21 protein-coding genes and 1 pseudogene are annotated in these 21056 nt (G+C 40.9%); 8 read left to right on the forward strand and 14 right to left on the reverse strand.

The annotated features are described in order from the left end of the window. Window positions 1-46 precede the first annotated feature (46 nt). The 5 genes and pseudogenes from ACJJIE_RS11960 to ACJJIE_RS11980 all read right to left on the reverse strand — a co-directional run. Window positions 47-520: a hypothetical protein gene (locus ACJJIE_RS11960; RefSeq protein WP_444891833.1), complete on the reverse strand. Its 474-nt coding sequence runs from the start codon at window positions 518-520 to the stop codon at window positions 47-49. Beyond that, window positions 510-1115 carry a hypothetical protein gene (locus ACJJIE_RS11965; protein ID WP_444891834.1) on the reverse strand — a complete coding sequence of 202 codons (606 nt, stop codon included), beginning with the start codon at window positions 1113-1115 and terminating at the stop codon, window positions 510-512. The genes ACJJIE_RS11960 and ACJJIE_RS11965 overlap by 11 nt, the downstream gene beginning before the upstream one ends. Next, window positions 1070-1306 (reverse strand): hypothetical protein, encoded by a 237-nt coding sequence (locus ACJJIE_RS11970; RefSeq protein ID WP_282931549.1) that lies wholly within the window; start codon window positions 1304-1306, stop codon window positions 1070-1072. Before ACJJIE_RS11970 ends, ACJJIE_RS11965 begins: the two co-directional genes overlap by 46 nt. Before the next feature lie 308 nt (window positions 1307-1614). Beyond that, window positions 1615-1779, reverse strand: a complete 165-nt coding sequence (locus tag ACJJIE_RS11975; protein ID WP_282931548.1) for a hypothetical protein — start codon at window positions 1777-1779, stop codon at window positions 1615-1617. A 653-nt stretch (window positions 1780-2432) separates the two neighbouring features. Then, a pseudogene (locus ACJJIE_RS11980) lies at window positions 2433-3092 on the reverse strand (IS5 family transposase); the annotation flags it as partial. 269 nt (window positions 3093-3361) lie between these two features. Between ACJJIE_RS11980 and ACJJIE_RS11985 the strand changes: the two are divergent. The 5 genes from ACJJIE_RS11985 to ACJJIE_RS12005 all read left to right on the forward strand — a co-directional run bounded on the left by ACJJIE_RS11985 (window position 3362) and on the right by ACJJIE_RS12005 (window position 7955). Then, on the forward strand, window positions 3362-3790 hold the full coding sequence (locus ACJJIE_RS11985; protein WP_444891835.1) for a hypothetical protein: 429 nt from the start codon (window positions 3362-3364) through the stop codon (window positions 3788-3790). Next, the gene (locus tag ACJJIE_RS11990) at window positions 3765-4217 is read left to right on the forward strand and encodes a GFA family protein (RefSeq protein ID WP_444891836.1); all 453 of its coding nucleotides are present in this window, start codon (window positions 3765-3767) and stop codon (window positions 4215-4217) included. The genes ACJJIE_RS11985 and ACJJIE_RS11990 overlap by 26 nt, the downstream gene beginning before the upstream one ends. 444 nt (window positions 4218-4661) lie before the next feature. Then, window positions 4662-6038 (forward strand): amidohydrolase family protein, encoded by a 1377-nt coding sequence (locus ACJJIE_RS11995; protein ID WP_444891837.1) that lies wholly within the window; start codon window positions 4662-4664, stop codon window positions 6036-6038. A gap of 151 nt (window positions 6039-6189) precedes the next feature. Next, entirely contained in the window at window positions 6190-7221 is a 1032-nt protein-coding gene (locus ACJJIE_RS12000) for a sensor histidine kinase (RefSeq protein ID WP_444891838.1), read from the forward strand. Next, window positions 7218-7955 carry a LytR/AlgR family response regulator transcription factor gene (locus ACJJIE_RS12005; RefSeq protein ID WP_444891839.1) on the forward strand — a complete coding sequence of 246 codons (738 nt, stop codon included), beginning with the start codon at window positions 7218-7220 and terminating at the stop codon, window positions 7953-7955. The genes ACJJIE_RS12000 and ACJJIE_RS12005 overlap by 4 nt, the downstream gene beginning before the upstream one ends. A gap of 649 nt (window positions 7956-8604) precedes the next feature. Here the strand turns inward: ACJJIE_RS12005 and ACJJIE_RS12010 are convergent. After that, window positions 8605-9057 (reverse strand): hypothetical protein, encoded by a 453-nt coding sequence (locus tag ACJJIE_RS12010; RefSeq protein ID WP_282931541.1) that lies wholly within the window; start codon window positions 9055-9057, stop codon window positions 8605-8607. An 846-nt stretch (window positions 9058-9903) separates the two neighbouring features. Between ACJJIE_RS12010 and ACJJIE_RS12015 the strand changes: the two genes are divergently transcribed. Then, entirely contained in the window at window positions 9904-10230 is a 327-nt protein-coding gene (locus ACJJIE_RS12015) for a hypothetical protein (RefSeq protein ID WP_282931540.1), read from the forward strand. 1496 nt (window positions 10231-11726) lie between these two features. Next, the gene (locus tag ACJJIE_RS12020; protein ID WP_282931539.1) at window positions 11727-12287 is read left to right on the forward strand and encodes a hypothetical protein; all 561 of its coding nucleotides are present in this window, start codon (window positions 11727-11729) and stop codon (window positions 12285-12287) included. 729 nt (window positions 12288-13016) lie between these two features. Here the strand turns inward: ACJJIE_RS12020 and ACJJIE_RS12025 are convergent. The 5 genes from ACJJIE_RS12025 to ACJJIE_RS12045 all read right to left on the reverse strand — a co-directional run bounded on the left by ACJJIE_RS12025 (window position 13017) and on the right by ACJJIE_RS12045 (window position 16329). Then, complete coding sequence (locus tag ACJJIE_RS12025) at window positions 13017-13265, reverse strand: hypothetical protein (protein WP_444891840.1); 249 nt, start codon at window positions 13263-13265, stop codon at window positions 13017-13019. Between the two features lie 43 nt (window positions 13266-13308). Beyond that, window positions 13309-13536 (reverse strand): hypothetical protein, encoded by a 228-nt coding sequence (locus tag ACJJIE_RS12030; protein ID WP_282931537.1) that lies wholly within the window; start codon window positions 13534-13536, stop codon window positions 13309-13311. Window positions 13537-14509: 973 nt separating this feature from the next. Then, window positions 14510-14722 (reverse strand): hypothetical protein, encoded by a 213-nt coding sequence (locus ACJJIE_RS12035; RefSeq protein WP_282931536.1) that lies wholly within the window; start codon window positions 14720-14722, stop codon window positions 14510-14512. A gap of 250 nt (window positions 14723-14972) precedes the next feature. Then, window positions 14973-15566, reverse strand: a complete 594-nt coding sequence (locus tag ACJJIE_RS12040) for a hypothetical protein (RefSeq protein ID WP_444891841.1) — start codon at window positions 15564-15566, stop codon at window positions 14973-14975. A 379-nt stretch (window positions 15567-15945) separates the two neighbouring features. Continuing rightward, window positions 15946-16329: an SMI1/KNR4 family protein gene (locus ACJJIE_RS12045; protein ID WP_444891842.1), complete on the reverse strand. Its 384-nt coding sequence runs from the start codon at window positions 16327-16329 to the stop codon at window positions 15946-15948. A gap of 779 nt (window positions 16330-17108) precedes the next feature. Here ACJJIE_RS12045 and ACJJIE_RS12050 point away from each other — a divergent pair. Further along, window positions 17109-17471: a hypothetical protein gene (locus tag ACJJIE_RS12050; RefSeq protein WP_282931533.1), complete on the forward strand. Its 363-nt coding sequence runs from the start codon at window positions 17109-17111 to the stop codon at window positions 17469-17471. Between the two features lie 414 nt (window positions 17472-17885). On the opposite strand, the gene ACJJIE_RS12055 is transcribed toward ACJJIE_RS12050, so the two are convergent. The 3 genes from ACJJIE_RS12055 to ACJJIE_RS12065 are packed head-to-tail and all read right to left on the reverse strand — an operon-like array spanning window position 17886 to window position 20556. After that, window positions 17886-18188 (reverse strand): hypothetical protein, encoded by a 303-nt coding sequence (locus ACJJIE_RS12055; RefSeq protein ID WP_444891843.1) that lies wholly within the window; start codon window positions 18186-18188, stop codon window positions 17886-17888. Then, window positions 18178-18429 carry a hypothetical protein gene (locus ACJJIE_RS12060; protein WP_282931532.1) on the reverse strand — a complete coding sequence of 84 codons (252 nt, stop codon included), beginning with the start codon at window positions 18427-18429 and terminating at the stop codon, window positions 18178-18180. The genes ACJJIE_RS12055 and ACJJIE_RS12060 overlap by 11 nt, the downstream gene beginning before the upstream one ends. Window positions 18430-18438: 9 nt before the next feature. Next, window positions 18439-20556, reverse strand: coding sequence for a Hint domain-containing protein (locus tag ACJJIE_RS12065; RefSeq protein ID WP_444891844.1), 2118 nt, complete (start codon window positions 20554-20556; stop codon window positions 18439-18441). Window positions 20557-21056 lie beyond the last annotated feature (500 nt).

Raw genomic sequence — 21056 nt, forward strand, 5'->3', positions numbered from 1 at the left:
GGTGCCTGGCCCACAGTTATCATCTGGAATCGGGGGGCAGGCGTGATCAAAATGACGCTGAACTTTGATTGGCACTTTTTACATCATCTGGAAGATTAACTTGGAAATCGACACCAACACCTGCAAATGTAACGCCCACACCATAAGCGTTTTTTGCAGTCCATTTAGCATTCAAAAGGCAACTAGTATTATTAGAGCCACCAGACCATGTAGGGTATCCAGAAATATCCTGCCCAACATTTGAATATTCAATAGGTAGAAACCTAACAAAGCTCTGACTAACTGAGACCTCTTCCCGTAGCTCCCCTGATATAATCCCAGGACAGCTAAAATCATACCCAAATGTAGCCGTTATATGTGGCACCGTTGAACTCACTTCGGCTTTTGAGATTATTTCAACATGTTCCGGCTGAGAATCAATCCTTTGTGATGCCGAAAACGATTTTATCTGGATAGTTGCAATCGCCAACGCCCCATCAGAAACAAGCAGAAATGCAAACATGAAAATTTTAGCCTTCATCTTTTTCCTCCTTATTAATTTCATTTTTAAAGCCATCTAAATACTCTTTTCTCTCTAGACTCTTAAAAAAATTATCCACTGAAGCATCAAAATTTTTTGTTCTTGCAAAAGACAAACTACCTAAAGATTCAGTCAAGTATGACAAAAGAACCCTCTGAGCCCTGGCATCAAGTTCAGAGTACAGTTTACGAGCCCATTTATCCTCTACCTCAAATTCTATAGCTTTAATTTCGTTTTTATATGTTTCAAGAGCCCTTCCTTGCCCGTTTTTTGAATTGTATATACTTACCAGTCTCTCCGAGGAATCTTGAAGATAATCATACAGTGCCCATTGCCGAAGTTTTAGAATGTTGTTTTTCTTAAGATAAACCTCAATGATCTGTAGATCCTTTTCATTTAAACCACGCGCAATCAAGCTCTCTCTATCATTTTCACTTAAATGCTCAGATTTTAAAGGCATGAACAGCTCGGAGATCGTCACCCAACCTACGTGATCCTTAAGTGATATTGTATAACTTCCATTACTATTTTTTTTCACTCCATAGCCTTCTAAATAATCCACCTCTTCACCTGCATCAACTTGATCAAACACCATCCTGAATCTTTTTTTCCAGCAACGTGATGATCTACATTCATCATCCACTCATGATCAATATCCACATCAGAATTAAATGTCTCTTTGAAAACACCAAGGACATACTCTTCATTCATGGCCGGAGTTAAATTCTGGCCTGATTTCTGCATCGGTACCGATATTAAACTTAGAAGTAACACAATGACAGTCATTTGACACCTTTTATTTTATGATTTTACCCCCCAAAAAAAGATAGAGATTATTTTTCATCTGTACATAAATTATAAAAATAAAGTTATAAAAAGGCGCTTGAATAATCTTTTTTTGCCGCCAAACATCAAGATTACACACCTGTACCAATTACATTGATAAATTAACTCTACAATAGATCAGCAAACTTCAGCATTAGTAGATATTTGCATTGGCATAAAATTCTGCCTAATAAGACTTCACCTACAGACATATCCATCCCTACCTTACTCCCCCCCAAAAAAAAGAATCAATACCTAGTGTGCAAAATTTACAGCCAGAAATAAAACTGCGCTTTTTGGGATTTAGCAATTTTCTCTGCCAGCTCCTTTGCCGCCTCCTGAGTCGGCGCAGAGCCTCTAAAGCTCTCTGCTCCGCCGTCCATCACTTGAACCCGCTCAGCAAAAATGGCGTATCGGTGTATATTTTTTCCCATAATCATCTGCCCTTAATGCAATAAAAACCTAGGCCATTGTCAGCTTAATCTGCAATTCTAAATTATCCACATTGCTGGGGTATTGAATGCAACATCTTGACTAAGCAAATATGGGTAAAGTTTAAAAATAGTGAATTCCTCAATCCCGAGCCGAACAATAAGATTATTAACTAATGCTTGTGCATTCTAGTAGGAGAGGCGACCCCATCTAGAACTTGGTCACTTTCAAAGGGAACACCAGTAGAATCAGAGTATCTAGCCAGCATGTTAAACCAACTTAAATGAAAAATGGCCCGACATGCCATATCGTATGACCCATAATGCTTAACAAAGGCTTGCACAGAATCTTCTGTCATCTTCGCGTTATTAGTAATTTCATCACATGCAACACAAAGGGTCTGCAGCCAAGAACCCAAAGCGCCTATGTCTTCATAAAGCACTATATCGGCAATATTTTTTGGAGGAGAAGCAGTCTTTCTATGAAAATTAACTTCATACTTAGGGACCCTCTGATCAACGAAGCATTTTTCCAGAATTAAGCTGAGCTGCTTGAAAAATTCACTTTATTACGCACAAACGCGTAATTTTCGCGTAATAGTCCCCTAATTTTTCATCTGAAACCCTCAATAGGTGGGTTTCAGGCGCCCCCCCCCCTAGGCAGCCAAGTATTTTCTCCCTATTAATAAGTTGGTGAAGCCTGCCAGTAAGCACAGCCTCTCAGTATTTTTTACCAGTCCCCGATAGCGGACCTTGTCATAACCAAATACCCGTTTGATGTAGCGGAAGGGGTGCTCGACCTTCGCTCTTATCTGCGCCTTGATCTTTTCCGCTTTACGGAGTGCATCACGCCCTGGAAGAGTTTTTAGCTTGCTCGGCTTCATTGCTATGTACCAATCCGCCTCCCGCTCTTTCAACTCTTCACGTTTCTCCGCACCAATGTACCCAGAGTCTCCCCAGATTCTTTTCTCCTCCCCGTGGAGAACTCGCTCTGTGGTTGTGACATCATGCGAATTCGCTGCTGTTGTATCTATGCTATGTATTACTCCGAGCACATCATCAACCCCGATATGCATTTTCATTCCAAAATGCCACTGATTGCCTTTCTTTGTTTGATGCATTTCCGGATCACGTTCTTTCTTTTCATTCTTAGTTGAAGTTGGCGCAGAGATAATAGTGGCATCTACAATCGTGCCTTCACGCAGTACCATGCCATTCTTAGTAAGATGTTTGTTGATTTCATCAAAAAGAGCTGCACCTAGCTGATTGAGCTCCAGTAAGTGGCGAAAGTTAAGAATCGTTGTTTCATCGGGAATTGGGCTACTCAAAGTTGGGCAATTCTGGACCCCCACAAAAGGTAGTGACTCCAAGCGCCACCCATATTGACACCACATAAAATACCGGATCAAATACTATTTAAATAGCCCTTCAAATAGGGCGTAACCAATGCATCTTCCACGCAGCTCTCAATGCCACGTCCTATTATCACTGTGTCTCCCGCTGAGTAAGAAGAGCATTTCTGTGTAGCAGAGATACAGAGTCTGGTAAAAACTATGAGTATTGTCGCGAGTGGACTGAATCTAGGATGCACGATCTGGCTTCAGTCTCCACTATTGATATCGCGGCCTATGCAGTAATGAACAACCACTACCATGCTGTACTTTATATAGACAAAGAAAAAGCGCTGAACTGGCCTGATACCGAGGTCGTACTCCGCTGGCAAAAAATATTCAAAGCCTCCAGCTTGGCCCTACGCCATCTTCAGGGGGATACTCTCGATCACAACAAATTCAAAGAAATCATTGACCTATGGCGAAACCGCCTAATGGAACTCAGCTGGTTTATACGCTGCTTAAACGAATCTATTGCCCGCCAAGCCAATGCCCAAGATAACTGTACCGGCCGCTTCTGGGAGGGCCGTTTTAAGTCCCAGGCCCTACTCATGAAAAAGCCCTTGTCGCCAAAACAATCCCTATTTAAGCAAGTTTTTGCACCTACAGGCTCATTATATTAACAGTAATAATTCAATTACTTCCGGTGGTTGCTTATGTGGAGCTGTGCGGTACGAGGTAAAAGGGCCACTACGCAACGTAGTTAACTGTCATTGTAGTATGTGCCAAAAACTACATGGAAATTTCGGCCCTCATACAAAGGCCCGCAAAGTCAATCTTAAGATAACAAAAGATGACGGGCTGGCGTGGTATAAAACATCAGACGTAGCTCGCAGAGGCTTCTGCCAGCAATGTGGCTCTAGCCTATTCTGGGAACCATTTAATCTCGATGCCACTGGAATTATTGCAGGATCACTAGATGGCCCAACCGGGTTGAAAACTATGGGGCATATTTTCACTGGCGAAAAATCTGATTTTTACGAAATTGATGACGAGCACCCTCAATTCAAAGAATCATCAAATGGGCAGCTAGTCAACGACTACAAGTAATTCATTATTTTTTGAAACAGAGAGATAGGGAGCAACCAATGCCTATTCCACGTAGCGCGCAAATCTCATGAATGGCCACTGCGATTGCTTGAGCATTTAAAGATAGTAAAGATATAGGGCCGGGCAAAGCCTATGGAGATCGTCTCAATTGAGTAGGCAAAAGCCAGCTGACAGATTTCCCAGGATGTCGCAACATATGCTGCAACAAGCGATTTCAAGCCTGCCATCCTTTATATCGATCAAGAAACTGCTTTGAACTGCCCTTCATAGCCAAGGCTAACCTTAACAAGCCAGGAGCAGCCCCCACAACTCACCTCAATGCCACACCACTCACAGGCTTAAACTGTTCGTTCATCTACGAATATGTCGATTCGTCCATTTTTTCAACACCGAGATTACTGTCGCTATAGGCTAGGCGAAAACTCAATAGGAAAAGAAACTCTTATGAAAGTTACAGCCACTGCCTTTAGTTTACTATTAGCCTCAAGTAATAGTTTCGCCCTGGAAACGAAAAAGAATGACTACGATTTAAGAATCGATAATGTACAAATATTAACCAGTAATGCGGAGGGTTTTAGCGAGAAAAGCCGTATCTACATTCAAGATGACCGCATAGCCAGAATCACTCCAATGACCAGGACAGCCCTACCTGCTGAGAGTACCCACGACGCACAAGGTAAATATGCGATACCGGGCTTAATCGATTTACATGTGCACTTGAGTGCATCAGGGTCAACTTATAAGAATTATCAGCATCTGCCGCTAGAAACCAACTTAAACAATCATCTCTATTATGGTGTTACCAGTGTTACGGACCTTCTGATGTCCAGCGAGATGATGCAGCTTATTATCCAGCTGGACGATTCGGCCCCACTAGTGTTTGCATCCGGTCCCGCCTTCACCAACCCTAAAGGTCACGGTACCCAATTCGGGGTGAAAGTTCATGAGATTGATAGTGTTGAGCAAATCAGCGCGAGCTGGGATGTACATTTAAGTTATCAACCAAAGTTAACCAAAGCCATCATAGAGACATTTGATGGTACTACCATCCCGCTTTCAGATGATGTACTCGAAGAGATCGGTAAACGCTCCCAAAGCTCCAACTTGCCGTTTTTTGTTCATGTCTCCACCCTGGAAGATGGAAAACGAGCAATCAGGGCCGGTGCCACAGCTTTAGCCCACGGTATTAATTTTGAGCCCGTGGACAATGAGTTTATAGAACTCATGCAACAAAACAAGGTTACCTATATACCCACTCTGTCGGTATATCATAATCAGGGGGATGAACATGAGCATCAATCTATCAGTCAATTAGACTTGGCACCTATACACCCTAAAATGCAGGCCTGCCTATTTAACGAAGTCCAAGCGCCAACAACCATTAGAGAGATAGCGTGGCAGAAAAAATCCGTAGCATATAATAATGTGATAAGGCTTGCTAAAGCCGGTATTAAAATTGGCGCTGGCTCTGACTCCGGCAATCCCTATTCACCACACGGACTGGGTTTAATAAGCGAGATATTAGCGTTGCACAAGGCGGGTCTATCCAACCAGCAAATTTTACTCGCCACGACACAGGTTGCAGCAAAAACTTTGAATGCAAGTGAGAATATAGGGTCAATATCCCAGGGAAAACGTGCTGACTTTATTCTGCTAAATAAAAATCCTATTGAGAACATACAAGCAATTACAAACCCAGAAAAAATCTATCTTGCAGGTGTGCCGGTAGAGAGAAAACAGCTCATCGAGAAGAGTTACGCCACTCCCCCTATCGGTTCCAGTTGTGAATCTTCTTCGGAGAAGAAAGACCATAGAATATAAAAGAACCTCATAGTATCCGCACCCATTTAAGTTGTAATTTATGGGTGCTGATACTCACCTTTAGATAACAAGAAAACACATCAAGCTGGGTTGAATTAAAACTATCTTATCTTATTTAATCCCAATATAATTGACCAATCCAGAATAAGCTATGATAGCTATTGCTCATCAATATTTTATGTCAATACTAAAAGATCTTAAGCATCCTTTCTTTGCGAAATCATTTGTCGTCGTTCTATTACTAGATATAGCTTGCGTATTTGTTTTTTTTGAATCAGGAGATATAAGCTCGGTTAGTAGTGCTCTCACTGGTGCTCCGCTATGGTTTGTTTTCTTTTATTGGCTACCCACCTGGTCCACAGCTCTCATTGTATTGCGCCTTAGACGCAGAGGGTATCATTCATTGTTAATCGAGTGGATGATCCTGGTAGTCCATATGACTATTGGCAATCAGTGCGTTAGCTGGTTTATAGAGTACGCCTTTAATGTCGAAGGCGGTTTGAATATGGGACTGGGCATTATCTTTAATGGGCTAATGTGGGCTACCTGTTTATACTGTTCTTACGCCATGCTGGAATACCGCCATAAAGCCTCTGAGCAAAAGCTCGCCATGCAGAAAGCAAAATTACAAACATTACGTTATCAGCTAAATCCACACTTTATGTTTAACAGTCTTAATACAATCTCCTCCTATATTCATAGCGATCCACACCTTGCTGATGAGGTTTTACATAAACTGGCAGATATTTTGAGGTATTCTCTCGACACTGGCGAGCTAGAAGAAACTACAATCAAAGAAGAAATTGAACTGATTAATAAGTATTTAGAGATAGAAAAAGTACGTTTTGGTGATAATTTGAAGGTAGAGATTACGGTAGACCCAAGAGCCAGTGATGTCTCTATCCCTCCCCTATTATTACAGCCAATTTTTGAGAATTGCTTCAAACATTGCCGTACAATAGAAAGCTTACAGATTCAATGTCGTATCTACTTAAAGAATGACAAGGTAATTATTGAAGTCGCAGATAACGGATATGGATTTCAGGAAAGCGTTCTTAGTTTTATCCACTCACAGGGAACTGGAATTCATAATTTGCGCCAGCGCATTGAGCTACGACCAAATGGAAAACTTACTCTAAGCAATCAAAACGGTGCCCACGTTAAAGTTGAGATGTCTGTATGAATTTAAGGGTCATTATTGCCGAAGATGAAGCACCGGCAAGGAATAAATTAAAAGCTCAACTGGCAACTATTAAGTCTATTGAATTGGTTGCCGAAGCAAAATCTGGACTGGAAGCATTAACATTGATCGAGGAGCATCAGCCACAATTATTACTGATGGACATTGAAATGCCTCATCTTAGTGGATTGGATGTACTAGATGCCCTAACTTACCAACCCTATATTATTTTCACAACAGCGTATTCTAAGTTTGCTATTGATGCTTTTAACCACGATACAATCGATTACTTGCTTAAACCCTTCCCATTGCAACGCTTAAAAGCTGCCATCGAAAAAGCGGAGAAGCGAATCAAACTTATTCATAACAGTACTCGGGTAGGGGGTGATTCGATAGCACTAAAGCGCCTCGTAAGTAAGTGCGATGATCGTATGACCTTTATTGATCTGAACGATATTTATTTTATTAAGTCGGAGCAAGGTTCAATTATTGCTCATACGGAGAAAGGCATCAAGCCCTTACAAATGGGCTTAGATCAACTAGAGCAAAAGCTTAATCCAGATCAATTTCTGCGCCTACACCGGAGCTATCTAATTAACCTGGACAGAGTCTCGGAAATTCAGCGTTATTTGAACGGAAAACTGGCAGTTATTATTGATGATGAACAGAAAACCACTTTAATATCTAGCCGATCCGGAGCCGATAGATTGAAAATGATATTCGAGCAGGGAAGTTAAGGAAATAAAATGTATTAAACTACCAGGGCTTGGGATTATTACTGAAGACTTTCATAAACTTTATCAAAATACACTAATTAAGCCAACACTTAGAGAAATAATGACCCAAACCTACAAGAGCGGCAGTAATAACTGGCAACACCCGTAAAGGCAGTAGCTTCAAGCGCCATCATGCTTACACCGGATCAAATACTGTATAAATAGCTAACCAAGTAGAGGATAACTTGATCTATAACGGCCCTGAATATCCCGCCAGGAAGCAAGGATATATATTCCTCACCATAGGATGGAGTTATAAGATGGCATCTCGAAAACACCTCTAGCCATTGATCCTTTTACAGATACGGCTTAGTGCAATAGGTGTAATGCCAATGCAAGACACTATCATTTTAGCGAAAGCCTTTCATGTAGCAACCACAGATCGCCAGCCCAATGAATTTATGCCAAGTGACTATTGGGTAAGCCATACCAGGAAGGGAGTTTTAGAGAAGGTGTGGCAGCCAATAAGGAATAAACCGAAGTAGCTGAATTACATCACTCAACGATTTTATCCATTGGTATGTGAACATCTTTTTAATAAGTATATTAATAGGAGGGGGAAGTCGCCCCTCCTATTAAGCTAAAATCGCATTATCTAGCTATATAAAACTCAAGAAGCTTGAATTGAGGTTTTGCTTTGATGCGCGCTCGATCTGGGAACCTGAACTCTATATTCTGGGAACATGTTTACGGTAACAGAAAAATCACACTTAGTAGGGCCGGCAACATGCTTCAGTCCCCACCAGTACTTTACTCTAACAGTTTCGCCTGGAGCGATGGAATGGCCGTAGCTTACAAAACCATCTTCTATTGGAGTACCTGATGAATTACATAGATATGCATCCCAAGTCATACCATTATCATCGAGATCCAAAAAAACTTTGGCGTCAAGGATGGGAAATTTTCCAGTATTTTTGAGTTCTACAATCCCCTGGATATAACTTCCCTCTGTAGAATCCTCTATACCAGTCCATGCAGCCCAGTGAAAACTGGTTGCCTCAAGACTATCAGAAATGAATGGCTTATCTGTATCCCAACCTTCAACATGACCAATATTTGACATGATTAATCCTTTTCTTCAGAAATATCATTAAAAAATTAATGACTGTAAGCGGGTACTGCCTATTTCTAAAAACTAAAGTATGAAAAGAGGGGAAGTAAAACAATAGCAAATCAAAAATTACGAGATTTATGCTCTGGGCTTGGCCCTAAACTCCCCCAATAATTGTGCACCCCTTGGTGCACTGGCAGAGTATTGGGGTCATAAAAATTGATATCAACCCTTAAATAGCAGATGGACAATAGTTGCGATAATAACAACGCCAAAATTTTTACTGACGTAACTATGCATGCCACATAAAGCTGCATTTAATGCATCATTGGTTTGGCAGTGCGCTGGCAACAATTAGTCATCATAAAGGCTACTCAAGCTACCAGAGTCAAAACAAGACAAAGACACCCACAAAATTAGTATTATCTGACTAGTGGTACGGTATGACCAAGAGTCTTATTTTAATATTCGTTGAGCGAATTGAGGGGCGTATCATTAGACGAATATCAGTACGTCGTACCGAGGAAAGTGAACCAATAAACATAGATCTATGAGAAGGGTGTAACCACGACTATTAAAAAATATTCGAAAGAAAAGAATGGAACTAATTATGAAAGAGCCAAGAATATGACCGAAGCAAAAATCAGACAAAATGTAAATTTTGCCCCTAGAGCCCCCCTAGAATCGGAGAAAGATCTAGAAAACTCTAGGCAGCAAGAATAAAAGGGAAAATATTTAGGACGACAATAATTAGGAACAATTCTGGACATCCGTAAATGTAGTAGCTTCAAGCGTCACCCAAATTAATACCACATAAAATATCGAATGAAATTTGTATAGATAGACAAGTAGTAAGTAATGCCTCTTACGCGCAGTGCTCAAGCCGCACTAGAGGCCCCCTACTACCACCGTGTCTCCAACTGTTTACGAAAAGCGGCTCTGTACGGTAGAGATATAAAATCTGGCAAAACTCATGAAGATCGCTGTGAGCAGATTGAACCTATGGTCCTTAATCTGGCTTCAACCTTAACTATTGATATTGCTGCCTATATTATAATAAATTACCACTACCATACCGTACTTTATATCAACAAAGAGAAGCCTCTGAACTGGTCCGATATGGAGGCCATCCTCTACAGGCAAAATATATTCAAAGCCTATAGCCTGACCCTACATCCTGTCTAAGAAGATACTCTCAATCATGGCGAGATAAGATATTTCAAAGAAGTCATCAATTTATAGAGAAATCGCTTATTGGATTTTAGCTGGTATTTTCGCTACTTAAATGAGCCTATTGCCCTCCGAACCAATGCCGAAGAAAATTGTACATGCCGCTACTAGGAATAGCTGATTTCAGCTCCAGGCCTTACTCAATGACAAGCCCTTGCTCCCCGTATAGCCTATTTCTATCTAAACTCTATTCGTGCCACTATAGCTAAAACACCAAAAGAAAGTGGACTCACCCGAAAAGTAAAACAACGTATGTGCAAATCTTACCCTCTTTCTTTTAATGCAATCTCAGATTAAAATTGCCCAATAACTATCATCTCCCCCTTAGATAAATCTTTATAGGATACCTTATCACATACAGTGATACACAATGTGCTTATTTTATAGAAGACTTATCCGTTACAATTAATAAATGGGGCACTCTAAAAGTTACAAGTTATGCACCAAATCAATAAGTTGGTTTAGATAAAACTTTATGCAGTTTAGGTAACTAGCACCTCTTCTACCCAGTACTAAAATCTGTTTATAGGCATCCTTTATTAACACTACACCTCCCCCTATGCCCTAAGGGAATTTCTGTTAAGCAAAGATATAAGGTCAGTTAGAAACTATAGAAATAGTCGCAAGGTGATTGAATCCAGGGAGCATAATCTGACTTTAATCTTCTCGATTGATATGGGTGATCACTACCATAACATAATTTATATAAACAATGAAAAGGCACTGAAATAGCACAATGTCGACTTCATCTCCACTGAAAAAGAATCAAAACTTTCATTTTGGTCCTGCAATATCCCCAAGCAGATACTCTTGATCACAGCGAGATAAAAAATAATAAGAAATCAGTGATCTAAGCAAAATAATTTGATTTAACCTAAACTGGCTTCTGCCCTATATGAGTTAGCCTATTGCCGGCCGGGTCAATGTCAAAAATATATCACATCTGGAACGATTATTTCACCCCCCTTTTCAGACAGCAAGTGTCATATTTTGAACCCTAGACCGTAGCCTAAAAGATAGACATCAAAATGATCCTATTGGATTTTATTTAGAATCTAAAGTGCTTAAGGTAAATAGATATTTATTAGTATTTTGAGCTGGGTTTACCAGCCTTCGCCAGCGACTAAGCCCAACTCAAAACACCCAAAATATACGTCCAACGAAATTATATTCTCGCCCCTCTAGCAAATGGCAATCCTATTCAACCAAGAACCATAGACTGCAAAAGAATACTCAATCCAACTAACAAAGTAATTTTGATTTTTCGAGAAAAATTCAATTTATTTTTAGTACAAAAGAAAAAATATTGAATTTGCATATCGGTAATCGACTTTATTAGCTGCAACTCAACATATCCGATTGATTAATTTATTTTTTAGTAGATCCGCCATCCCTAATAGTATTCAATGGTCTTGCTTGATGCCTGAACAAACACTATTAGGGAGAATTTCATGTCAGAATTAAATGGCTTGGCGCTGGAAACCACGCAGGGAATGGGAATTGACGTAGGTGAACAAGAAAAGAAGATAATCATGAATGAAATTGTTAAGGATGCGAGGAAGACTGCAGCCAAGATTGCACGTGAAGATCCTTCACCTAAAGGTCGCTCTACAAAAATTACCCAATGGGCCGAATTTTATGCAAATCGTTCTCGCATACGAATGGAAAACAAAACGACTAGCTTTGGTGGATGTGGGTTTATGGGAATACCTGAAAAGCGAGCCCGATTTATTGCATATGGTCATATCTCAGAAGCAATAAACAGCCTAAGAGGCGCTCAGCTTTTGGATCAAAAAGTGGTAATGCTTACAAGGTTGGGAGCCAAATTAATTCAGGGGCAGCTATTGCAAGAATGCAACAATCGATACACCTATATCGTCTTGCATATGCTCGCTGAAGTTTACTCAGCAAAGGTACCCCATCCAGATGACTTCTTTACTCGTGAAAAAACATTTCACCTAAAGGTAATCATGGAGCAAATAAATACAATGTACAACCAAGCAGTTGTGTGATTTGTTGCCAGGCTTAAGGCCGTCACCAAATAGTTATTGTTTAGTCAGTTAATTTAATTTTGACCAACTATAGCCAGCACCCAAGCTGGATTTAGCAAACCTTAAATTTGACCACAAACATAGATATAAAGAAAAACAATAATGTAATTATATACAAGCCGGCAGGTGCCGGCTTGTATACTAAAGCAGTACCCAAAGTGGGCTTTCTGCAAGTGAAGCTATACCACTGTAAAATATCCAACCTGATCTATGAACACACAAAGCTAGTAGCTTTCTCAAACCTAGCACCATCTCACTAAAACTTCAAAATCCCCTTAAGAGATTTGTTAAGATAAGTAAAAGTAGTTCGATTAGCCCGCAATCTTGAAATAGACAATTAGGTCGGCAGGGCTTGTTTTCTACCAACGGCATCGCCATCCTACTACTAGTCAAGCAAACCCACTTCAGACTTACGTTATAATGTTTCCCCATCTAAATTATAATAAAGAAAGAAAATATAAAGACCAGGATTTATATACCCCAGCCTCAGACTTAAAACCAAAACAAGTAAAAATTACTACATCAGAATATTTTATATTCTTCTTAAGCTGTGGCAGATTAAATCCAATCAACAATTACAGAACATTCATTTGTGACTTTTTGGAGAACAACTAGCTCTTTAAAAAATTTATATAATGTCTACCTTCTTGATCATAGTTACGCACCAAACCAATTATTAATAATTTTCTACTATTTAGGACACTCCCTCTTCTCTAAAACCCCACCCCTTTTGATTGAGTATTCAGTATAACTCCCAGTCATGATATCGAGAATTTGCAACCAAGAATAAAACTCCGCTTTTTCGGACTTAGCAATTTCTTCTGCCAGATCTCTTGCAGCCTCTTCTGTGGGTGCAGTATCTCTAAAGCTCTTTGCACCGCCATTCATTAAATGAACACGCTCAGCAAAAATTGCAAATCGATTAACTTTTCTGCCCATAATAGTTCTCCTTTCTAGTATAAACAGCCTGAGCCTTATATTCTCACGCTGTGACTTCCATCCAGTTCATACTGCGCTCAACCTCTCGCATCTGTGCCAGAGTGAGTTCCAACTCGCTACGCAGATTTACATCCACAAACACTGAAAAGCTACGCACGTACTTTGTATAGTTAAGAATGCAGATGGCGTACATTGGCTGGTCATTAAAACCCGAACGATAGCGGCAAATCCGAACCGGCTCTCCATCAATAGTAATATTTCTACCCCGCATATCCACCTCCAGGCACAAGACTGTATGTACATACAGTATACGATAGCTAGCTTAGCGACTGTCAAGCCACAATCAGTGCCAATCCAGAGCTTACCTTGCCGGTACCACCCTATACTCGCTGAAATCTTTAGATTTATCAGATACTTTGGAAGGGGCAGAGAATTATTGGCTATTTCTGGTAGGGCCAATCTATCGTTAGGAGTTGCCCATCAACACCTTTACACTAAGGTAGTTGGGCTAAAGTACTTTAACTATTTTTGAGTGGCGGGCGCCTGGAGAGGGTGGCCCGCCAGTGCTGGTCTCTATTGGGAGCCGATGCAATGAAGTGGGGAAAACTTGATCAAAAGAAACTGGATTATATTGTCAAAAACACTCCGTTCACGCTCAGGCGATAGAGTATCTCACCAAAACGCTGTCTTTGATATAACCAGAACTTTGTAAGTCGCTTTAAAGGCTTGGCAGGATCAGTAAGCGTAGTACAGCAAGCTTGTTCCCGACTGAATAAACACTGAATACACGACATCGGCAACTGTCTGCGCTTCCCTTCCAATGCATCCTACTAATTTCAGTAGAATATCTTGATACCCCGCCTTTCAGGTTTTTTCCAAAAAAACAGGATTTTCACCTCAAGTATAAATTTTTCGGTATTTTATCGCCCTTAAGCACTAAATCAGTTAGAAATTGAATCGAGTTTAGTGCTGACAGAAAAGTTATAATCTTTTTTTAAATTGTGGATATCCAGCTACCTCTATTGTCAAGAAGTAAAACATCGCCACCCCAGAGGAAGCTCGTATATTTATTGTGAGTAACCTTACCAATACGATGGCCAAGCGAATCGTACTGGTAGTGAATTTCTTGTTAAAGCTGCTCAACACCTTTCTCTACCTTGAGTTTTCAACCAGCACCAACTGTTGGCGACTTTTGTAGTAGGTTTGCAGTTTTGCCTTTTACCACACAGCTCTGCGATACGATTTTAGTGAATGTCGTAACGATAGTCGGTATTGCCAAAGAAAGTTAAACAGTTGTCTTTGACTTGAGTGGTGCAGGCCCGCTGTTTGGCTTCATCTTTCGAGTTCGCATCGGAAAAATTACTGTGCGCAGAACCATGCACAAAATACTCTGGATTGGGGCTATCAGCCCGGGAGAGGCGGTCCAGTGCATCGTAGTGGTAGCCTGCGGGTGGCACGTAAACTATTCTCGATTTTGAGGATCACCCGGCAGGACCGATGATCTCAAGTCATATTATCAAGATTCGATCCTGATGGAGCTCCCCCTTGTAAAAATTCAACCCTGGCTACTGCCGGACAACGTCCATGAATCGATGTCCAGCGGCTTCCTAGGCCTTATTCGGTAGAGGGCTATCGCCTCCCTCCCACCTTTCAACGATTTTCCTTTGTTGGCTGAGCGTCCAGAATTACCTGAAAAAACTGCTGGCGTTAACAAATAATTCCATCTAATTGTAATAAGGCAGCTTTAAATTCTTCTTCACTTCCACCTAATCGTTTGAGTAACCCGTTCGCATCGCCTGTTACAGCTACACAATCTTCTGGACTATCCGCAAATATACTCATTATCAACTCCAATTTACCAGGCCAAGAACTAGCCTTAATACTGGAAGCTTGGTCTCTTGGTGACGTGATCGTGAAGTAAGGCCATTTCGGAAAAGCTAGAGAGTTTACATCACAATTCATAAATCGACAGTTATCCAGCTCTGCGCCTCTGAAATCGCAATCGACAATACCACCAGTTTTACCGTGGAATTCTTCCCATTGACCAAAGTCGCAACCGGAGTACCGCCCTAAAAAATTTACGCCTTTCAAGTTTACTTTACACCATTGAAAGTCTGCTAAAGTTACCTTTGAAATGAAGGTACTATCAACAACTGAAACTCCTGAAAAAGACAGAGCTTTCGCTGAGGCCTCGGAAACAATAGTACACCTATTTAAAGTCAATCCAGGCCCCAGTACGTTAACTTCAGCATCCTTTAAAACAAGCTCTTGACCATCTAAAGTTTGATTTTTGAAGTTCATATCCCACCTAAAATATAACCACCCTATACTGCTCGCCAGGTGTTATTTTGTAAGAAAATTCGTGTATTTTTGATTCAGGTAATTTTAATAATAAGATTTATAGATCCCCCTATGGCTCTACGTCATCAAGAGCAGGTGAACTTGGGCAATCCCCCTCATCTTAATATAGGCAAAGGGAGGGCCAGGGTAACCATTGCAATTAGAATTTACATGCAAATTTTATTGATTGTAATTTAAAGAAAATTGGCTGGATAGATACTTGATATTCATCGCTGAAAAATAAATTACTATCTGTTCAAGTTAAACAACTAGACAATCTTTTTTAAGGGCCTAAAAAATCATTAAAGTTATCCGCAAGGCACCTCAGATTCCTTGCTTCTTACGCTTCATGGTTCCAAAAGTAAACTTTTCCAAAATTAGCTTTATCAACACAAATACATAGATTATTCCCCCCTCCAGCCACTGCTATAGGAAAGTACCCTTTTGGTATCCGGGAATTATCTACATAGACTTTTTTCATCCAATCTATGCATCGCTCTTCTTTTTCAGTGAATCCATAGAATATTCCAACCTCTCCCTTTGGCCTATCTTCACTACTAATCTCTGAGGTATGTTTATAAAAAAAGCCATAAGGATCTACAGAACAAACATTATTCTCAATTAAAAAATCTCTATACTCTCCGGGAAATTGATACCCCAGCTCACCCTCAAATTTAGACACCAAGTCTTCGGAAGCCTTTTCAGGCATTGAAAAAATTTTCACTGAAATTCTCGTTTCTATCTAGCGGCCATATGCTGGCCCAAGCAAATGACCCAATCTGACAAATTTATCAAGAAGACTCACTCCTCCTGTATGGGTAAGAGGCCCATGAATTGAGCTAGGTAGAAGTTAACACACCCCTAAGTCTTGATAATGATGCATGTTAAACGATTTTCATGCCTAACAGATTTATTGATTCAGGTCAACTCACCCTCTACTCTAAGGTCATCCAAGTCACTTCCCATTTATTTGATTTTAACTGTATTCGCATTCAAAAATTCATGAGCATCAATTCTCGACACCCTCGAAAGCGGCAACTTCACGCACCAGCCATATTGACACCGCATAAAATACTGGATTAGATACTATTTAAATAACCAATCAAATAGGACGGATAACCAATATTTCTTCCATGCAGCGCTCAAATATCGCTATAGGCAACGCCTATTATCACTGCATCTCCCACTGAGCGCGAAGAGTATTTCTGTGTGGCAAGGATATAAAACCTAGCAACGACTATGAGCGCCGTCGCGAGTGGATTGAATCTCGGATGCACAACCTCGCTTTAATCTTTTATCTTGATATCGCTGCAAATGCGGTAATGAGCAATCACTACCATATTGTAATTTATATCAACAAAGAAATAGCATTAAACGGTCAGATAATGAGGTTATTTTACGCTGGCAAAAGTTCTTTAAGGCTTCTAATTTAGCTCAGCGCTATCTACCAGGCACGACGCTCGATCACTACGAGATAATAAAGCTAAAGGGTGTCGTTACTCTATGCGAAATCATTTGGTAGATCTTAGCTGGTTTAGGCGCTGTTTAAACGAACCTATGACCAGCCAAGCTAATGCCGAAGATAGCTGTACAGGCTGCTTCTGGGAAGGTCGATTTAAGTCCCAGGCTTTACTGGATGCCCTTGCTTCCTGTATGGCCTATGTCGATCTCAACCCTATCCGTGCCAATATGGCGAAAACTCCAGAAGCGCCTGACCACACTTCGGTTCAACAGCGTATTCGCACAGCAATCTCAGGTCGGCAACCTAAAGTGCTTCTGCCGTTCATAGGGAGCGAGCGCCTGACAGGCCAAAAGGGCTGCCCTTCCAGTTGGCATTATCTGGAGCTGGTGGACTGGAGTGGCTGAAATTTTGATCCAAGAAAACGGGGCTGTATTGCCGAGAACACTCCCCCCCTCAAGCAGCTTGGTATCTCACCAAAACACTGGCTCTACCTCGATCGAAACTTTGAAAGTCGCTTTAAAGGCCTAATAGGATCAGTCGAGGCAGTACAGGAAGCCTGCACCCTGCTCAATAAATGCGCGGTATACGCATCAGTAACTGTCGGCAATTACCTTCCACTATACCCTGCTAATTTCAATATAATCTCTCGATACTACCTCTTCTGACTTTTACCCAAAACCACAGGGGATGAGCCTCAAGTATAAAACTTTCGGTATTTCATCACCCTTAAGCTCTAAATTGGTTATAAATTGCATTAGTTATAGTGCTGATAACAAAGTCAGAACCATTTTTCAAACTGTGAGTGTCCAAGACAAATATCACCCTAAATATATTATTTTCCACTCCTCATTTGTTTTCAGATTATGAAACTTAACAAAATCTGCCTGATCTAAATAAAAGTCATCACAAAATCTTTTTAACATCACTACATATACCAGCTCTTCAATTTCTTCGCGGGAATAGTTTGATTTAAGCACTTCAAATTGACAGTTTAAGATTCTACCTTCCACCTCAAGACTTGAGATTTTTATAAGCTCTTGCCCATCTTTTTCAATTGAGTAGTAACCAGGGGGGGTAAGATCACAAAATGTGCCTTCAAAGCTATCAATATCAGCTATCATCATTTCTACCTATTAGTTCTATAACCATGCTATTTAAATTCTCAGGGTCAGATAATAGATCCTCCCCCAACGATTGGATAACAATTTTAAAGGCATATAGTAATTCTGCAACTGATGGCTTTCGACTAAACCTTTCGGTATATTCAACCGTAATTTTTCTCAAAGCCATACTCAGCTCGTCAACAGGCTTATCCCCTGATATAATCTGATACCCACAAAAATAACTATCATCCCACGCCATAACATCCTCCTAGCAGTACTTTTTAATCAACTTATTTACTTTTGGATCTGTAAGTGGTATTTGACTATTTTTTAGGTCAATCCCTTTCTCAATAAGCTGATCGTAAATTCTTCTTTCATGATAATTCATTTGATCCGGCGTCAATCCATCTAGTCCAGGGTATTGCTTAATAGTCATTTCAGTTTTCCAGCCTTTATTGACAGGATCAGCAATACCTTCTGCTGTGTGTTGAGCTTGTCGTGCTTTTATTGTTTGCAATGTTTGTCCAACATAAATAGGAGAATCACTCTTATTATAGCCAATGTAAACTTTGCCATTTACATCGCTTCCATCATTGTGGACAAGAACTTTCGAACTACCCACGTAGTAGGTATGAGCATTTTCTACAGTTATATTGAAAGTATCTTTTTCACCCGAGGTCACTAAACTTATTTTGTCAATGTTAGAACGCTGGCCATTCTCTAGCAATACCTCCATTCCAACATCCAAAAATCTCGCTTCAATCCACTCTTCATTTTTGGGCATCCAGAAACGGTGGTTACACGTGGCAGTAATAACGCTTCCAGATACCACAATCTCAACCCAATCAACTGCCTTATTTCGATGCAAGGCCGTAACTCTATTTTCCACTACTTTTTTAAGATTTTCATCCCAAGAACTAACAAGAGTTCCTATTTTAATATCTTCAATTTTTGCAAATGAATCCGGCGTTGCTACTAATGTACCAGCTCCAAAACAAGGAATCTCCCTATTACCTGATCCCTTAGAAAGATCTGGCTTAGGTTCAGGTATGGTTTTATATTTTCCTACACTGGAATCATAATAATAGCCTTCAGGATTCACGCGTGCATGCCGAGGTACAGTTTTACCCTGAGCTATTCTTTCTTGAACAGACTGAGCACCTGGAGGTAACAATGTATTAGTGTCTGCAGCATTGGAATTACTATTGGGGCTACCTCCAGAACTGCTACTACTTTGGCTGGAGCTACTAGAAGTAGCAGAGCTAGAATTGCTCGAAGACGGGCCGCTGGATTTTTGCGGCACCGTAACCTCCGAAGAGCTCAAATCAGAGAAACTTGCACTGCTGCCTTTTGCTTTGCCGCCCCTTTTCTTAAGTACCCGCTGCTGCAGCTTCTTCAGTTTAGCGAACTCCATCATCAGCTCACCGAGCTTCTTGAAGGCCCTTAATAAGCGTGCATTTTTGACTACAGCCACAGCTGCACCGACGCCCCCAGTTATCGCTGCGAGGACGATAGTAAGGACTATTTCAAAGGCTCCGCCACCAACTAACTTAGTAACTTCAAGGCTGTGTTGGGCTTTTACATAATCCTCGGCAAAGCGGATAATAATTTCGCGCAGGGAGAGATCATCATAAATAATCTGGGCAACATCAACAGCCAGCTCCAGCTGCTGTTTAGTAATTTTAGAAGGGTCAAAACCGAGCACATCCACTGCTTCACGCTCTAAATCGCTAAGGTATTGCTGGCCAGATTCTTCGAAGCTTTTTCCATGTATGAAGTAGTTTACTGTGGCAACACCCAGCCTATGAGATTGGCGCAAAGGGCTTAGCATTTCCGCTACTTCAAGGATATCTTTTGTCCATACCGCCAGTCCCCAGGCGGCATCACCAAAACCGCTAGCAGCACTCCCAATATAAGCTCCCACTTTCCCAATGGTGGAACGCTTTTCATGTTGTTCCTGGATTCGTGCTGATTCTGCACGCTCCTGAGCGATAATTTGCTGCAATCCCAGACGGATCTTAAGCATCAATTCAGACTGCTTAACTGCAATGGCCGACGCTGCCGTGTGCGATTCCTCAATTATCAGGCGGTTCTGTACCAGGGCGCTGTAAATTTCTTTTTCAGAGTGAGATAGGTGGCCCGGAGGCTCAGATAAAGGCCCTAAAAAAATAGTGCCTGAGGTGCCAGCTTGAATATTCGTGCTCAGCAAGTTACAACAATTACCACCCAAGCCAAAAAAGTGCCCATGAATTTTCTCAATGACGGCATCGTCGAACATCGAAAGCAAGTGGTTAGCATCGACTTGCATAGGTATGCCCATCTGGTATGCCCAACCAATCCTAACTTCGTACTGGATGCCTTGCTTATTTTCAACAGTTAGCTGCATGATAATCCTTTAAACACTTACGCCTACCTGGATCTAGTGGGGACCAAATTCAGTGAATCTTCACTCGAGAGCACTAGAGAAAGTCCAGAAAACTCCAGAAAATTTTTGGTCGAATTTATTGAGCAAAATGCTCTTTGACTAAGACCAGAGGGTCACTTATTAGTGGCCACTCTGGAAAAAGCCGGCGCCGATTAAAATCGAAGTTGCAAGATCTGCCAATAACACGCCATTACATAAAGAAACTGCCAGGAAGAGCACCCTCTATCAAAATAAGGGAGTTTTATGATCGCCTTATTAGAAGAGTATTACCGATTAGGCTCTTCTCTTAATTTCTAGCTTGGAGAAATAATAAGCCCTTGTAGCGTCGAAAAAATTACAAGGCTGAGATCTACTTCGCGAGATTACCGCAATTTAGATCAATACGGTAGCTAGCATTTGGCGAGAATATGGCTAACAGCCCAGGGGCTAACTCAAAAGTAAAGCTTCCTAATATCTACCGA

The sequence above is a fragment of the Microbulbifer maximicatervae (SeqCode) genome (genome assembly GCF_052467325.1).

Coding starts and splice junctions, on each gene's coding strand:
- ACJJIE_RS12010 (WP_282931541.1), bottom strand. CDS start 9,057: ATGTCAAATATTGGTCATGTTGAAGGTTGGGATACAGATAAGCCATTC.
- ACJJIE_RS12020 (WP_282931539.1), top strand. CDS start 11,727: ATGTCAGAATTAAATGGCTTGGCGCTGGAAACCACGCAGGGAATGGGA.
- ACJJIE_RS11960 (WP_444891833.1), bottom strand. CDS start 520: ATGAAGGCTAAAATTTTCATGTTTGCATTTCTGCTTGTTTCTGATGGG.
- ACJJIE_RS11985 (WP_444891835.1), top strand. CDS start 3,362: ATGCACGATCTGGCTTCAGTCTCCACTATTGATATCGCGGCCTATGCA.
- ACJJIE_RS12040 (WP_444891841.1), bottom strand. CDS start 15,566: ATGAACTTCAAAAATCAAACTTTAGATGGTCAAGAGCTTGTTTTAAAG.
- ACJJIE_RS12015 (WP_282931540.1), top strand. CDS start 9,904: ATGCCTCTTACGCGCAGTGCTCAAGCCGCACTAGAGGCCCCCTACTAC.
- ACJJIE_RS12030 (WP_282931537.1), bottom strand. CDS start 13,536: ATGCGGGGTAGAAATATTACTATTGATGGAGAGCCGGTTCGGATTTGC.
- ACJJIE_RS11970 (WP_282931549.1), bottom strand. CDS start 1,306: ATGACTGTCATTGTGTTACTTCTAAGTTTAATATCGGTACCGATGCAG.
- ACJJIE_RS12050 (WP_282931533.1), top strand. CDS start 17,109: ATGCGAAATCATTTGGTAGATCTTAGCTGGTTTAGGCGCTGTTTAAAC.
- ACJJIE_RS12065 (WP_444891844.1), bottom strand. CDS start 20,556: ATGCAGCTAACTGTTGAAAATAAGCAAGGCATCCAGTACGAAGTTAGG.
- ACJJIE_RS12005 (WP_444891839.1), top strand. CDS start 7,218: ATGAATTTAAGGGTCATTATTGCCGAAGATGAAGCACCGGCAAGGAAT.
- ACJJIE_RS12000 (WP_444891838.1), top strand. CDS start 6,190: ATGATAGCTATTGCTCATCAATATTTTATGTCAATACTAAAAGATCTT.
- ACJJIE_RS12025 (WP_444891840.1), bottom strand. CDS start 13,265: ATGGGCAGAAAAGTTAATCGATTTGCAATTTTTGCTGAGCGTGTTCAT.
- ACJJIE_RS11995 (WP_444891837.1), top strand. CDS start 4,662: ATGAAAGTTACAGCCACTGCCTTTAGTTTACTATTAGCCTCAAGTAAT.
- ACJJIE_RS12060 (WP_282931532.1), bottom strand. CDS start 18,429: ATGGCGTGGGATGATAGTTATTTTTGTGGGTATCAGATTATATCAGGG.
- ACJJIE_RS11975 (WP_282931548.1), bottom strand. CDS start 1,779: ATGGGAAAAAATATACACCGATACGCCATTTTTGCTGAGCGGGTTCAA.
- ACJJIE_RS11965 (WP_444891834.1), bottom strand. CDS start 1,115: ATGGTGTTTGATCAAGTTGATGCAGGTGAAGAGGTGGATTATTTAGAA.
- ACJJIE_RS12055 (WP_444891843.1), bottom strand. CDS start 18,188: ATGATAGCTGATATTGATAGCTTTGAAGGCACATTTTGTGATCTTACC.